Below are 12325 nucleotides of genomic sequence, written 5' to 3'. Positions count from 1 at the left end.
CCCCCCATCCCCCCATGTGCACAAAATGTGTGGCCAGTTCACGCCCCAAATTCACCCTTGAATCCACCATTCCGCGCGGATATAATGTCTCTTTGCGTCTGCTCGTGTATAGATACACCCGGACGCGTGGTTAGGCGGAGTCGAGGCCCCGAGCCTCCCTCGGAGCCCGTTCGGCAATCGCCTGGCCACGGAATACAGAGGAGGCTCCTGGTGTGCGGAGAGGCGCGCGAGCAGGAACCTCGAAGGAAGGGCGACCTCCGGAGACGCCTGCCGTTACCAGGCACGACCCGGCGCGATGCCCCCAGGAAGGAAAGAAATGGGAGTAAAACAGTACAAGCCGACCAGCCCCGGCCGACGCTTCCAGACGGTCTCCGACTTCGCGGAGATCACCACGTCTAAGCCGGAGAAGTCGCTGCTGGCCCCGAAGCCGAAGAAGGCGGGACGCAACAACAACGGCCGCATCACCACCCGTCACCAGGGTGGCGGCACGAAGCAGCGCTACCGCATCATCGACTTCAAGCGCAACAAGGACGGCGTGCCGGCCAAGGTCGCGACCATCGAGTACGACCCCAACCGCTCCGCCCGCATCGCCCTGCTCCACTACGTGGACGGCGAGAAGCGCTACATCATCCACCCGAAGGGCCTGAAGGTGGGCGACATGGTCATGAGCGGCCCCGAGGCTGACATCAAGCCCGGCAACGCGCTGCCCCTGGCCAACATCCCCGTGGGTACCCTCATCCACAACGTGGAGCTCCAGCCGGGCAAGGGCGCCGCTATCGCCCGTTCCGCCGGCACCTCCATTCAGCTGATGGGCAAGGAGGGCAACTACGCCATCCTCCGCATGCCCTCCTCCGAGATGCGCCGCGTGCTCATCACCTGCCGCGCCACCATCGGCGAGGTCGGCAACGCCGAGCACTCCAACATCAAGGTGGGCAAGGCTGGCCGCAACCGCTGGAAGGGCATCCGCCCCTCCGTCCGCGGTACCGTCATGAACCCGGTCGACCATCCGCACGGCGGCGGCGAGGGCAAGAACAAGTCCGCTGGCCGTCACCCGGTCACCCCGTGGGGCGTTCCCACCAAGGGCCATCGCACCCGCAACCCCAAGAAGGCCTCCAGCCGCCTCATCATCCGTCGTCGCAAGAAGTAGCGCGGAAGCATTAAGGAGCAATAGTGAGCAGAAGTCTGAAAAAGGGTCCTTTCGTAGAGCCGCGCCTTCTCGCCCGTATCGAGGCTATGAACGCGGCCGGCGAAAAGAACGTCATCAAGACCTGGTCTCGTGCCAGCACCATCTTCCCGGACATGGTGGGCCACACCATCGCCGTGCACGATGGCCGCAAGCACGTGCCGGTTTACGTTACCGAATCCATGGTCGGCCACAAGCTGGGCGAGTTCGCGCCCACGCGTACCTTCAAGGGTCATTCCGCCGACAAGGGCAAGCGATAGGATAGGGGTGAAGAATGGAAGTTAGAGCAGTAGCGCGCTACGTTCGCGTCTCCCCCCGCAAGGCACGCATCGTCGTTGACCAGGTGCGTGGCAAGTCCGTCGAGCAGGCCCGCGAGATTCTCGCATTCACCAACCGCGCCGTGGCTGAGACCGTCGAGAAGACGCTGAACTCCGCCGTGGCCAACGCCGAGCACAACAATCACCTGCGCGCCGACACGCTGGTGGTGAAGGCCGCCTATGTGGACGAGGGCCCCACGCTCAAGCGTATCCGCCCCCGCGCCAAGGGCTCCGCGTCTCGCATCCGCAAGCGCACCAGCCACATCACCATCGTCGTCGCTCCGCGAGAGGAGGCCTAAAGCATGGGCCAGAAAGTAAGCCCCACCGGGTTCCGCCTCGGCATCACCGAGGATTGGCGCAGCCGCTGGTACGCCGGCAAGGACTACGCCAAGACCCTTGAGAACGACCTTGCCATCCGCAAGTTCCTCGACAAGTACCTGGCCCGCGCCGCCGTCTCCAAGATCGAGATCGAGCGCGCCGGCGACAAGATCAAGGTCATCGTCACCACCGCCCGTCCCGGCGTGGTGATCGGCAAGAAGGGCGCTGAGATCGACGCCCTGCGCAAGAAGCTCGAGAAGGTCGCCAACGGCCCCGTCTCCGTCGAGGTCGTCGAGATCAAGCGCCCCGAGCTCGATGCCGCCCTCATCGCCCAGTCCGTCGCCGAGCAGCTCGAGGGCCGCGTGGCCTTCCGCCGCGCCATGCGCAAGGCCGTCCAGTCGGCCCGCAAGTCCGGCGCCAAGGGCATCCGCATCCAGTGCTCCGGCCGCCTCGGCGGCGCGGAGATGAGCCGCCGCGAGTGGTACCGCGAGGGTCGCGTGCCGCTGCACACCCTGCGTGCGAAGATCGACTACGGCTTCGCCACCGCCGCCACCACCATGGGCTCCATCGGCGTCCAGGTGTGGGTGTACCACGGCGACATGCTTCCCGGCCAGAAGGCTCCCCAGCCGGCGCTCGAGGGCAGCTCTCGCCCGAGCCGCGGCCGTCGCAATGATCGTGACCGTAACGAGAGGGGGCAGAAGTAAATGCTCGTACCCAAGCGCGTCAAGCACCGCAAGGTGCAGCGTGGTTCCATGAAGGGCAAGGCCAAGGGTGGCACGCGCCTGAACCACGGTGAGTACGGTATCCAGGCCCTCGAGGCTCACTGGATCACCAACCGTCAGATCGAGGCTGCTCGTATCGCCATGACCCGCCACATGAAGCGTGGCGGCAAGGTGTGGATCACGATCTTCCCCGACAAGCCCATCACCTCCAAGCCCGCCGAGACCCGCATGGGCTCCGGTAAGGGCAACCCCGAGGGCTGGGTGGCTGTCGTGAAGCCGGGCCGCATCATGTTCGAGATCGCCGGCGTGGACGATGAGACCGCCCGCGAGGCTCTGCGCCTGGCCATCAACAAGCTGCCCATCAAGTGCAAGATCGTCACTCGTGAAACGGAGGGGCAGCAATAATGAAAGCAGCAGAGATCCGTGAACTTTCTGCCGAGGACCTGCAGGCCAAGCTGAAGGAGGCCCGCGCGGAGCTGTTCAACCTGCGCTTCCAGATGGCCACCAGCCAGCTCGACAACACCGCCCGTGTCAAGCAGGTCAAGAAGGACATCGCGCGCATCCAGACCGAGATGCGTGCTCGCGAGCTGAGCGCGTAGCTTAGGAAAGGGTGTTGAATATGACTGATGAGCGCAATCTGCGTAAGGTCCGTCAGGGCATCGTCGTCAGCGATGCCAACGACAAGACCATCGTCGTGGCGATCAAGGAGCGCAAGCCCCATCCGGTGTACGGCAAGATGATCACCTCCACGAAGAAGTTCCATGCCCATGACGAGAACAACGAGGCCGGCGTCGGCGACACCGTTCAGATCATGGAGACGCGTCCGCTGTCCAAGATGAAGCGCTGGCGCCTGGTGAAGATCGTAGAGAAGGCCAAGTAGCTTACCGGCTCCGCCAAGCTACCTACTAGTGAGAAAGATAGGTTAGAGCAATGATTCAGATGCAAACCATGCTCGCGGTGGCCGATAACTCCGGCGCTCGCAAGGTGCAGTGCATCAAGGTCCTCGGCGGCTCCAAGCGCCGCTACGCGGGCCTCGGTGACGTGATCATCTGCAGCGTCAAGGAGGCTATGCCCAACGGTAACGTCAAGAAGGGCGAGGTCGTTCGCTGCGTGGTCGTGCGCGTGAAGAAGGAGGTCCGTCGCGCCGACGGCTCCTACATCCGCTTCGACCAGAACGCCTGCGTGCTGATCAACAACGACGGCGCGCCGCGCGGTACGCGCATCTTCGGGCCCGTGGCCCGCGAGCTGCGCGACAAGAAGTACATGAAGATCGTGTCTCTGGCACCTGAGACGCTGTAGAGGAGGTGTCCAGATTGACTAAGGCTCAGCAGAAGAAGCACAAGATGACCATCCGCCGCGGCGACACCGTCAAGGTGATCTCCGGCAAGGACAAGGGCAAGCAGGGCAAGGTCCTGCGCTGCATCCCCGAGAAGCAGCGCGTGGTCGTGGAGAAGGTCAACTTCATGAAGAAGGCCATGCGCCCGACCCAGCAGAACCCCCAGGGCGGCATCTCCACCATCGAGGCCCCCATCCACGTGTCCAACGTGATGCTCGTCTGCCCCGCCTGCGGCGAGGCCACCCGCGTGGCCCGTCGCCGCGAGGAGGACGGCAAGCTCGTGCGCGTGTGCAAGAAGTGCGGCAAGGACATCCCTGCCGTTCAGGACTAGCGCCAATCGCGGGGCTTGACCGGCGGGGCGTACTCCGGTAACGTTCCCCAGTCGGGCGCCCCGCGCCCCATGGCCCTGGCGTAAGGACGCGCCGGGGACGCAGGGTCGGAAATCCTGCGTTTAATTCATCGTAGAGAGGTTGAGAGAGACTATGGCTCCTCGTCTGAAGGAAAAGTACAAGAACGAGATCGTTCCCAAGCTCGAGTCCGAGCTGAACATCCCCAACATCAACGAGGTTCCGCGCCTCGAGAAGATCGTGGTCAACATGGGCGTCGGCGCCGCTGCCGGCGACTCCAAGCTGCTCGACGCCGCCATGGCCGACATGCGCGTCATCACCGGCCAGCAGCCCTGCGTCACCCGCGCCAAGAAGTCCATCGCCGGCTTCCACGTGCGCGAGGGCCAGGCCATCGGCTGCAAGGTGACCCTGCGCGGCGACCGCATGTGGGAGTTCCTCGACCGCCTGCTGGCCACCGCCCTGCCGCGCGTGCGCGACTTCCGCGGCATCTCGCCGACGAGCTTCGACGGCCGCGGCAACTACACGCTCGGCATTACCGAGCAGCTGATCTTCCCCGAGATCGACTACGACAAGATCGACCGCACCCGTGGCATGGACATCACCTTCGTCACCACCGCGGGTGACAACGACGGTGCCTTCGCGCTGCTTTCCGCGCTGGGCTTCCCGTTCAAGAGCAAGTAAAACAAGCCGGCCGCCTCACGGGCGGCCCGCTTGCGTAACCTCAGGCAAAGGCCCGCTGGGGAAAGCGGGCTCAAGCATAAGAAAGAAGGAAATGCATGGCTAAGAAATCGATGATCGCCAAGGCCAAGCGCGAGCCGAAGTTCTCGACGCGTCAGCACAACCGCTGCACGCGTTGCGGGCGTCCCCGTGCTTACTACCGCAAGTTCGGCCTGTGCCGCGTCTGCTTGCGCGAACTGGCCAACAAAGGCGAGCTGCCCGGCGTGACCAAGTCCTCCTGGTAAGACTGGAAAACGCTTTGGGTGTGCCGGCGTGAAAGGCGGAGGCGCTATGGGCGCTGACGAACCGAACGTTCGGCTCATCACGGATCAAAGGAGAAACACAAAATGACAATGACCGATCCCATCGCAGATATGCTTACGCGCGTGCGTAACGCCCAGTCTGCCGGCAAGGAAACGGTGTCCATGCCCACGAGCAAGAAGCTCGTCGAGATCGCCCGCATCATGGAGCAGGAGGGCTACATCCGCTCCTACCAGGTGATCGACGGCGAGCCCCGCGGCTCCCTTGAGATCACCCTCAAGTACGGCCCGAAGAAGGCCAAGATCATCCGCGGCATCAAGCGCATCTCGAAGCCCGGCCTGCGCATCTACGCCGGCAAGGACGAGCTGCCCCGCGTGCTCGGCGGCCTTGGCACCGCCATCATCTCGACGTCCAACGGCGTGATGACCGACCGCGACGCCCGCAAGAAGGGCGTCGGCGGCGAGGTCATCGCGTACCTCTGGTAGGAAAGGAAGGGAATCAGCATGTCTCGTATCGGCAAGATGCCCATCGCCGTTCCTGCTGGCGTCGACGTGACCATCGACGGCACCACCGTGACGGCCAAGGGCCCGAAGGGCGAGCTCACCCGCACCTTCCAGCCCATGATGACCATTACCCGCGAGGGCGATGAGATCATCGTCACCCGCCCGGACGACTCCCGCGAGGCCAAGGCCTTCCACGGCCTGACCCGCACCCTCATCCACAACATGGTGGAGGGCGTGTCCGCCGGGTTCACCAAGAAGCTCCAGCTCGTGGGCGTCGGCTACCGCGCCGCGCTCAAGGGCAAGGATCTGGAGATGCAGCTGGGCTACTCCCACCCCGTGCTGGTCGAGGCCCCGGAGGGCATCACCTTCGAGGTTCCCAGCCAGACCGAGATCGTCGTGACCGGCCCCTCCAAGGAGCAGGTCGGCCAGGTTGCCGCCAACATCCGCAAGTGGCGTAAGCCGGAGCCCTACAAGGGCAAGGGCATTCGCTACGAGGGCGAGCATGTCCGCCGCAAGGTCGGCAAGGCCGGCAAGGACTAAGCGCGTTTCGGCATCTGATTCGAAGGGATAATCATGAACAAGCTTCAGAAAAAGCAAGCCGGGCTGCGCCGCCGCCACCGTCGCGTGCGCGGCAAGATCTCCGGCACCCCCACGCGGCCCCGTATGTGCGTCACCCGCAGCAACTCCAACATCTACGTGCAGGTGATCGACGACGTCGCCCATCGTACCCTCTGCGCTGCCTCCACCCTCGGCCCGGACTTCAAGGTCCAGGGCAAGAGCGGCGCCACCGTGGAGGGCGCTGCCGTCCTCGGCGACATCATCGGCAAGAAGGCACTGGAAATCGGCGTGACGGAAGTTGTTTTCGACCGTGGCGGCCACCTGTATCACGGACGCGTCAAGGCCCTGGCCGACGCCGCCCGTGAAGCGGGTCTGAAATTCTAGAAGGGGTTAAGCTTATGGCTCGTAACAACAGACAGCAGGAGAGCTCCGTTCCCGAGCTCCAGGAGCGCGTCGTCTACATCAACCGCGTGTCCAAGGTGGTCAAGGGCGGTCGTCGTTTCGCCCTGACGGCTCTCGTGGTCGTCGGCGACGGCAACGGCCGCGTCGGCGTGGGCATGGGCAAGTCCCAGGAGGTTCCCACCGCCATCAAGAAGGGCGTCGAGGACGCGAAGAAGAACATGTTCACCGTGGCCCTCACCCCCGAGAAGACCGTGCCGCACGAGATTCTCGGCGAGTACGGCGCCGGCCGCGTGCTCATCAAGCCGGCCGTTCCCGGTACCGGCGTTATGGCCGGCGGCCCGGTGCGTGCCATCATGGAGCTCGCCGGCGTCCAGGACGTCATCACCAAGTCCCTGGGCACCTCTAACGCCATGAACATCGTCAAGGCCGCGGCCGAGGGCCTCAAGGGCCTCGAGACCCCGCAGGAGGTCGCCGCCCGCCGTGACCTGTCCGTGGCCGAGATCTTCGGCTGGAAGGAGTAGCTCCCATGGCAGATGTTAAGAAGACCCTGCGCGTCACCCAGGTGAAGAGCGCGGTGGGCCGCCCCGCCGACCAGGGCAAGACCCTCAAGGCGCTCGGCCTCGGCAAGATCGGCCGCACCGTCGAGCAGGTGGACAACGAGTCCGTCCGCGGCATGCTCTTCAAGGTGAAGCACCTCGTCACCGTCGAGGAGATCTAGACCCTCGCTTGAGCGTGCGGTCTCAGATATAATTGACAATCGGCGTGCCCGTTTTTCGCGGGTGCGCCGTTGCCATGATAGAAGGAAGTTTGCCGGCGGCGAGCTGCCGGCCCCGGGCGGGGGAGTCCGCCCGGAAGCGAAACGAAGGAGAAACAACTTATGGAACTCAAGGATCTCACCCCTGCCGAGGGCTCTACCAAGGCCCGCAAGCGCGTCGGCCGCGGCGGTGCCTCCGGCACCGGCAAGACCGCCGGTCGCGGCCTGAACGGCCAGAAGTCCCGCGCTGGCGGCGGTAAGGGCGCCGGCTTCGAGGGCGGCCAGACCCCGCTCGCGCGCCGTCTTCCCAAGCTGCCCGGCTTCCGCAACATCAACCGCGTGGAGTACCTGCCCGTCAATGTCAAGCGCCTCGAGGAGAAGTACGAGGCCGGCGAGGTCGTCGACGGCGAGTCCCTCAAGGCCAAGGGCATCATCAAGCATGCCGACGCCCTCGTGAAGGTGCTCGGCGACGGTGAGCTGACCAAGGCCCTCACGGTCAAGGTCGATAAGGTGTCCGCCTCCGCCAAGGCCAAGATCGAGGCGGCCGGAGGAAAGGTCGAGGAGCCTTGCTAAGCTCAATCCTTGACGCGCTGAAAGTTCCGGAGCTCCGTAAGAAGATCCTGTTCACGCTGGCCATCCTGGCGCTGTACCGCTTCGGCGCCTACGTGCCGGTGCCGGGCATCCCGTTCCACGAGTTCGCCACGGCCTTCTCCGATACCGGAGTGGCCATGACGATGCTCGACCTGTTCACGGGCGGCGCCCTCTCGAACTTCTCGGTGTTCTCCCTGGGCATCATGCCCTATATCACCGCGTCCATCATCATGCAGCTGATGCAGGGCGTCATCCCCGCCGTGGGTCGCTGGGCCCGCGAGGGCGATGCCGGCCGGCGCAAGATCACCCAGGTCACCCGCTACCTCACGCTGGGCCTGGGCCTCATCAACGCCATCGGCTACCTCCTGCTGTTCAAGTCTCCCGCCTACGGCGTGGTCTTCAGCCCCGAGGTGCCCGAGATCGTGACCGACCTCATCATCGTGTTCACGCTCGTGGCCGGTACGGCCTTCATCATGTGGATGGGCGAGCTCATCACCCAGCGCGGCATCGGCAACGGCATGTCGCTCATCATCTTTGTGAGCATCGTGTCCCGCGTGCCGTCCGCCATCTTCTCGTCGGTGAACCTGACGGCTGACATGGGCATGGGCATCGCGCTCACCATCCTCATCGTGGCGGTGGTGCTCGTGTGCATCCCGCTCATCATCTTCGTGGAGCGCGCGCAGCGCCGCATCCCCGTCAACTACGCCAAGCGCGTGCAGGGGCGCAAGATGATGGGTGGCCAGTCCACCTACATCCCGCTCAAGGTGAACGCGGCCGGCGTCATCCCCATCATCTTCGCGAGCTGCATCATCTACTTCCCGGCGCAGCTGGCGGCTATCTTCAACGTCGACTGGCTCACGGGCTTTGCCGACGCGGTCTCCACGGGCTGGGTCAACTGGATTCTCACCGTGCTGCTCATCGTGTTCTTCGCCTACTTCTACACCTCCATGGTGTTTAACCCGGAGGAGACGGCGGATAACATCCGCAAGCAGGGCGGCTTCATCCCGGGCGTGCGTCCGGGCACGGCCACGGTGACCTACATCAAGAACGTGATCAACCGCGTGACGCTGCCGGGCGGCCTGTTCATCGCCTGCATCGCCGTCATTCCGACGATCATCTTCTTCTTCACGGGTAACCAGCTCATCCAGGCCTTCGGCGGCACGTCCATCCTCATCATGATCGGCGTGGCCCTCGACACCATGAGCAAGATCGAGTCCCAGCTGAAGATGCACAACTACGACGGCTTCTTCAAGTAAAGACGATCCGCTCGTCCGGGGGAGGGCGGGCGGATCTCCTTCTGAGAGGAAAGGACTGCCATGAACATCGTTCTTCTGGGCGCTCCCGGCGCCGGCAAGGGCACGCAGGCGGCTAAGCTCATCGAGGAGTACAACCTGCCGCACATCTCCACCGGCGACATGCTCCGCGCGGCGGTGAAGGCCGGCACCGAGCTGGGCCTCAAAGCCAAGGGCTACATGGATGCCGGCGACCTCGTGCCCGACGACGTCATCATCGGCCTGGTCACCGAGCGCCTGCAGGAGCCCGACACCGAGGCTGGCTTCATCCTGGACGGCTTCCCGCGCACCTCGGCCCAGGCCGTGGCGCTTGACGCGGAGCTCTCCAAGCTGGAGCGCCCGCTCGACGCGGCCCTGCTCATCGACGTCGACCCCGAGGTCATCGTGGGTCGCCTGTGCTCCCGTCGCATGTGCCGCGAGTGCGGCCACATCGGCACCGTCGCCGACGCGACGTGCCCCAAGTGCGGCGGCGAGATGTACCAGCGCGACGACGACAACGAGGCCACGGTGCGCAACCGCCTCGATGTCTACGAGAAGTCCACGAGCCCGCTCATCGACTACTACCGAGGCTGCGAGCTGCTCGTCACCATCGACGGCGACCGCGACCCTGACGTGGTGTACGCCGACGTCAAGGAGGCCCTGGCCTAAGGCTCGGCCGCTCCAAGCGCCCTATGAGGGGGACCTGTCATCCGGCAGGTCCCCCTTTCGTCTATAATCCAGCGTATGCCAACCGTCAGGGACAACATCGCCTACGCCTACGGCCGCGTCCGCGCGGCGCACGGGCGCGCGCTCGCGCACGCGCTGCGCGTGGCTACGGTGCTCGTGGCCCTCGCGGTCGCGCTTGAGGTGTTCGTCTTCAACTTCAACTACTTCGCCTCGGCCGGCTACGACCCCATCAACCTGAAGAGTCGCATCACGCTGCCCTACGACCGCGACGACGACCTGTTCAGCCTCACGGCGGTCAACCACACCATGGAGTTCTCCGACCTCAACACGAAGGTCAACAACATCCGCATCGACTTCGACTCCGACCAGCCGGCGCAGAACCTGGCCATCAAGATCCAGTTCACCGACGAGGCGCACCAGACCTACTTCGACTCCACGGAGTACACGGTGGGCGTGCCGGTGACCTCGGTGTCCACCATGTCCACGCAGAGCGAGTACCTCAACCTCAACACCGCGGGCTACGTCGACAACCTGCGGATCGAGGTGGTGGGGGAGGACACGCGCTATCCGATCAAGCTGTGGACGGTCTCGCTCAACGCCCACCACCCCTTCGACTTCAACCTGACGCGCTTCGCCTGGACGGTGGGCATCCTGGCGCTCGTGTACCTGTTCCGGCCTAAGTCGGCCATCTACCGCATCAACATCGTGGAGAACCCGCGCCGCTCGAAGGCGGGGATCATCGCGGCCGTGGCCGTGGAGCTTGCGCTGGTGAGCGCGTTTCTCTTCTACGGGTCGAACCTCGTGGGCGTAGCCACCTCCTCCTACAACTACGGATCGTGGGACGGCAAGAGCATCGTCAACGTCTACGAGACCGGCGGCGAGAACGCCCAGCAGTACGCCGAGCTCGCGCGCGCCTTCGCCAAGGGCCAGCTCTACCTGGACGAGGAGCCGCCCGAGTGGCTCAAGGCCATGGACGACCCCTACGACAAGGGCGCCCGCGACGAGGCGCAGAAGGAGACGGGCGAGCCGTACCTCTTTGACGTGGCCTATCATGACGGGCACTACTACGTGTACTTCGGCGTGGTGCCGGTGCTGCTGTTCTACCTGCCGTTCTACCTGCTGACGGGCTTGAACTTCCCGACGGCCATCGGCGTGCTCGTGGCGGCGCTCGCCTTCGTGCTGGGTTGCTCGGCACTGCTCGACCGGTTCGCGCGCTACCATTTCAAATCGGTCTCGCTCGGGCTCTACCTGCTGCTCCAGGTGCCGCTCGTGTTCTGCTGCGGCATCCTCTACCTGGTCAAGTTCCCCACGTTCTACTCGCTGCCCATCATGTGCGGGCTGGCGTTCTCGGTGTGGGGGCTCTACTGTTGGATGAGGGGGCGGCTCTCGCGCCATGCCTGCGCGTGGTACTTCGCCGGCTCGCTCTGCATGGCGCTCGTGGCCGGCTGCCGTCCGCAGCTGCTGGCGCTGTCGCTTCTGGCCTTCCCGCTGTTCTGGCGCTCCTACGTCACCGAGCGACGCCTGCTCACTCCGGCCGGCGCCCGCGAGTTCGCCTGCCTGGTGGCGCCCTATGTCATCGTGGCGGCGGGCATCATGGGCTACAACTACGCGCGCTTCGGGTCGATCACCGACTTCGGTGCCAACTACAACCTGACGGTCAACGACATGACCAAGCGCGGCATGAACGTCGGCCGCCTCGCGCCGGCCTTCTTCGCTTACTTCCTTCAGCCGCCCTGCGTGACGGGCGTGTTCCCGTACCTCCAGCCGGAGCCCTTCGACACCACCTACATGGGGCAGACCATCCGCGAGGTCACCTTCGGCGGCATCTTCGCCTGCCTGCCGGTGCTGTGGGTGCTCGCGTTCGCGCGGCGCATCCTGCTCATGCGCTACCGCCAGCGCGCCACGCGCACCATCTGGGGCGTCATCGTGGTGCTCTTGGTCTCCGGCGTCATCGTGGCCCTGCTCGACGCGGAGATGGCCGGCATCCTTCAGCGCTACTACGCGGATTTCAGCTTCATGTTCCTAGCCGCCACGGTGCTGCTGCTGTTCGTCGTCAACGAGAACCTGGCGCCCGGCACCGTCGCGCGCGACCTCTTGCTCAAGGTGCTCATCGTGATGGTGGCCGTGTCGCTGCTCTACAGCACGCTGTTGTGCTTCGTGCCAGAGACGGGCTGGTACTCCGACATCTACCCCTGGGCCTACCAGGACGTCATCGAGATGGCGCAGTTCTGGACCTAGGCGGACGAGCGCGCGGGCGCGTGGGACGCTGGGGCGTGCGGCGGGCCGGATGCGTGCGGGGGCGCTGCCGCGCTGCGGCGGGTGCGCGTGGGACGCTGCTGCGGTGCGGCGGGCCGGGTG

The 12325-nt window shown here is 64.9% G+C and carries 20 protein-coding genes; all 20 read left to right on the top strand.

What is annotated here, in order from left to right:
• Nucleotides 1–316 precede the first annotated feature (316 nt).
• Entirely contained in the window at nt 317–1147 is an 831-nt protein-coding gene (gene rplB, locus D1643_RS07615) for a 50S ribosomal protein L2 (protein WP_160710052.1), read from the top strand.
• Between the two features lie 23 nt (nt 1148–1170).
• Entirely contained in the window at nt 1171–1443 is a 273-nt protein-coding gene (gene rpsS / locus D1643_RS07610) for a 30S ribosomal protein S19 (RefSeq protein WP_160710051.1), read from the top strand.
• Nucleotides 1444–1457: 14 nt separating this feature from the next.
• A complete protein-coding gene (rplV, locus tag D1643_RS07605) occupies nt 1458–1799 on the top strand; it encodes a 50S ribosomal protein L22 (protein WP_160710050.1) in 342 nt (113 codons plus the stop codon).
• A 3-nt stretch (nt 1800–1802) separates the two neighbouring features.
• Complete coding sequence (gene rpsC, locus D1643_RS07600; protein WP_160710049.1) at nt 1803–2522, top strand: 30S ribosomal protein S3; 720 nt, start codon at nt 1803–1805, stop codon at nt 2520–2522.
• Nucleotides 2523–2945 (top strand): 50S ribosomal protein L16, encoded by a 423-nt coding sequence (gene rplP, locus D1643_RS07595; RefSeq protein ID WP_016309215.1) that lies wholly within the window; start codon nt 2523–2525, stop codon nt 2943–2945.
• Nucleotides 2945–3139 (top strand): 50S ribosomal protein L29, encoded by a 195-nt coding sequence (gene rpmC / locus D1643_RS07590; protein WP_160710048.1) that lies wholly within the window; start codon nt 2945–2947, stop codon nt 3137–3139. The genes rplP and rpmC overlap by 1 nt, the downstream gene beginning before the upstream one ends.
• A gap of 20 nt (nt 3140–3159) precedes the next feature.
• Nucleotides 3160–3420 carry a 30S ribosomal protein S17 gene (gene rpsQ, locus D1643_RS07585; RefSeq protein ID WP_160710047.1) on the top strand — a complete coding sequence of 87 codons (261 nt, stop codon included), beginning with the start codon at nt 3160–3162 and terminating at the stop codon, nt 3418–3420.
• Between the two features lie 50 nt (nt 3421–3470).
• Entirely contained in the window at nt 3471–3839 is a 369-nt protein-coding gene (rplN, locus tag D1643_RS07580) for a 50S ribosomal protein L14 (protein ID WP_160710046.1), read from the top strand.
• Between the two features lie 44 nt (nt 3840–3883).
• Nucleotides 3884–4207 carry a 50S ribosomal protein L24 gene (rplX, locus tag D1643_RS07575; RefSeq protein WP_160710053.1) on the top strand — a complete coding sequence of 108 codons (324 nt, stop codon included), beginning with the start codon at nt 3884–3886 and terminating at the stop codon, nt 4205–4207.
• A gap of 151 nt (nt 4208–4358) precedes the next feature.
• Nucleotides 4359–4904, top strand: coding sequence for a 50S ribosomal protein L5 (rplE, locus tag D1643_RS07570; protein WP_160710045.1), 546 nt, complete (start codon nt 4359–4361; stop codon nt 4902–4904).
• Nucleotides 4905–4999: 95 nt separating this feature from the next.
• Nucleotides 5000–5185 carry a type Z 30S ribosomal protein S14 gene (locus tag D1643_RS07565; protein ID WP_041239446.1) on the top strand — a complete coding sequence of 62 codons (186 nt, stop codon included), beginning with the start codon at nt 5000–5002 and terminating at the stop codon, nt 5183–5185.
• A 102-nt stretch (nt 5186–5287) separates the two neighbouring features.
• Complete coding sequence (gene rpsH / locus D1643_RS07560) at nt 5288–5686, top strand: 30S ribosomal protein S8 (RefSeq protein ID WP_160710044.1); 399 nt, start codon at nt 5288–5290, stop codon at nt 5684–5686.
• Nucleotides 5687–5704: 18 nt separating this feature from the next.
• On the top strand, nt 5705–6244 hold the full coding sequence (gene rplF / locus D1643_RS07555; protein ID WP_160710043.1) for a 50S ribosomal protein L6: 540 nt from the start codon (nt 5705–5707) through the stop codon (nt 6242–6244).
• Between the two features lie 33 nt (nt 6245–6277).
• A complete protein-coding gene (rplR, locus tag D1643_RS07550) occupies nt 6278–6646 on the top strand; it encodes a 50S ribosomal protein L18 (RefSeq protein WP_160710042.1) in 369 nt (122 codons plus the stop codon).
• 14 nt (nt 6647–6660) lie between these two features.
• On the top strand, nt 6661–7185 hold the full coding sequence (gene rpsE, locus D1643_RS07545) for a 30S ribosomal protein S5 (RefSeq protein WP_160710041.1): 525 nt from the start codon (nt 6661–6663) through the stop codon (nt 7183–7185).
• Between the two features lie 5 nt (nt 7186–7190).
• Nucleotides 7191–7382 (top strand): 50S ribosomal protein L30, encoded by a 192-nt coding sequence (rpmD, locus tag D1643_RS07540; protein WP_160710040.1) that lies wholly within the window; start codon nt 7191–7193, stop codon nt 7380–7382.
• A gap of 159 nt (nt 7383–7541) precedes the next feature.
• Nucleotides 7542–7991 carry a 50S ribosomal protein L15 gene (rplO, locus tag D1643_RS07535; protein ID WP_160710039.1) on the top strand — a complete coding sequence of 150 codons (450 nt, stop codon included), beginning with the start codon at nt 7542–7544 and terminating at the stop codon, nt 7989–7991.
• Nucleotides 7985–9265, top strand: coding sequence for a preprotein translocase subunit SecY (gene secY / locus D1643_RS07530; RefSeq protein WP_160710038.1), 1281 nt, complete (start codon nt 7985–7987; stop codon nt 9263–9265). The genes rplO and secY overlap by 7 nt, the downstream gene beginning before the upstream one ends.
• A gap of 60 nt (nt 9266–9325) precedes the next feature.
• Nucleotides 9326–9949, top strand: a complete 624-nt coding sequence (locus D1643_RS07525; protein WP_160710037.1) for an adenylate kinase — start codon at nt 9326–9328, stop codon at nt 9947–9949.
• A gap of 75 nt (nt 9950–10024) precedes the next feature.
• Nucleotides 10025–12205, top strand: coding sequence for a cytochrome C oxidase Cbb3 (locus D1643_RS07520; RefSeq protein ID WP_160710036.1), 2181 nt, complete (start codon nt 10025–10027; stop codon nt 12203–12205).
• Nucleotides 12206–12325: the final 120 nt, after the last annotated feature.

This window comes from Enterorhabdus sp. P55 (assembly GCF_009911695.1).
GTDB lineage: Bacteria > Actinomycetota > Coriobacteriia > Coriobacteriales > Eggerthellaceae > Enterorhabdus.
The sequence above is the reverse complement of the archived record's forward strand: the minus strand, read 5'-3'. Positions and strand labels throughout refer to the sequence as shown.

What these genes read in the sequence shown, in the direction of transcription:
- rplB (WP_160710052.1), top strand. Translation starts at nt 317, where the DNA reads ATGGGAGTAAAACAGTACAAGCCGACCAGCCCCGGCCGACGCTTCCAG.
- rpsH (WP_160710044.1), top strand. Translation starts at nt 5,288, where the DNA reads ATGACAATGACCGATCCCATCGCAGATATGCTTACGCGCGTGCGTAAC.
- rpsQ (WP_160710047.1), top strand. Translation starts at nt 3,160, where the DNA reads ATGACTGATGAGCGCAATCTGCGTAAGGTCCGTCAGGGCATCGTCGTC.
- rpsC (WP_160710049.1), top strand. Translation starts at nt 1,803, where the DNA reads ATGGGCCAGAAAGTAAGCCCCACCGGGTTCCGCCTCGGCATCACCGAG.
- rplV (WP_160710050.1), top strand. Translation starts at nt 1,458, where the DNA reads ATGGAAGTTAGAGCAGTAGCGCGCTACGTTCGCGTCTCCCCCCGCAAG.
- rplP (WP_016309215.1), top strand. Translation starts at nt 2,523, where the DNA reads ATGCTCGTACCCAAGCGCGTCAAGCACCGCAAGGTGCAGCGTGGTTCC.
- rpmD (WP_160710040.1), top strand. Translation starts at nt 7,191, where the DNA reads ATGGCAGATGTTAAGAAGACCCTGCGCGTCACCCAGGTGAAGAGCGCG.
- D1643_RS07520 (WP_160710036.1), top strand. Translation starts at nt 10,025, where the DNA reads ATGCCAACCGTCAGGGACAACATCGCCTACGCCTACGGCCGCGTCCGC.
- rplN (WP_160710046.1), top strand. Translation starts at nt 3,471, where the DNA reads ATGATTCAGATGCAAACCATGCTCGCGGTGGCCGATAACTCCGGCGCT.
- rplE (WP_160710045.1), top strand. Translation starts at nt 4,359, where the DNA reads ATGGCTCCTCGTCTGAAGGAAAAGTACAAGAACGAGATCGTTCCCAAG.
- rplO (WP_160710039.1), top strand. Translation starts at nt 7,542, where the DNA reads ATGGAACTCAAGGATCTCACCCCTGCCGAGGGCTCTACCAAGGCCCGC.
- rpmC (WP_160710048.1), top strand. Translation starts at nt 2,945, where the DNA reads ATGAAAGCAGCAGAGATCCGTGAACTTTCTGCCGAGGACCTGCAGGCC.
- rplX (WP_160710053.1), top strand. Translation starts at nt 3,884, where the DNA reads ATGACCATCCGCCGCGGCGACACCGTCAAGGTGATCTCCGGCAAGGAC.
- D1643_RS07565 (WP_041239446.1), top strand. Translation starts at nt 5,000, where the DNA reads ATGGCTAAGAAATCGATGATCGCCAAGGCCAAGCGCGAGCCGAAGTTC.
- rpsE (WP_160710041.1), top strand. Translation starts at nt 6,661, where the DNA reads ATGGCTCGTAACAACAGACAGCAGGAGAGCTCCGTTCCCGAGCTCCAG.
- rplF (WP_160710043.1), top strand. Translation starts at nt 5,705, where the DNA reads ATGTCTCGTATCGGCAAGATGCCCATCGCCGTTCCTGCTGGCGTCGAC.
- rplR (WP_160710042.1), top strand. Translation starts at nt 6,278, where the DNA reads ATGAACAAGCTTCAGAAAAAGCAAGCCGGGCTGCGCCGCCGCCACCGT.
- D1643_RS07525 (WP_160710037.1), top strand. Translation starts at nt 9,326, where the DNA reads ATGAACATCGTTCTTCTGGGCGCTCCCGGCGCCGGCAAGGGCACGCAG.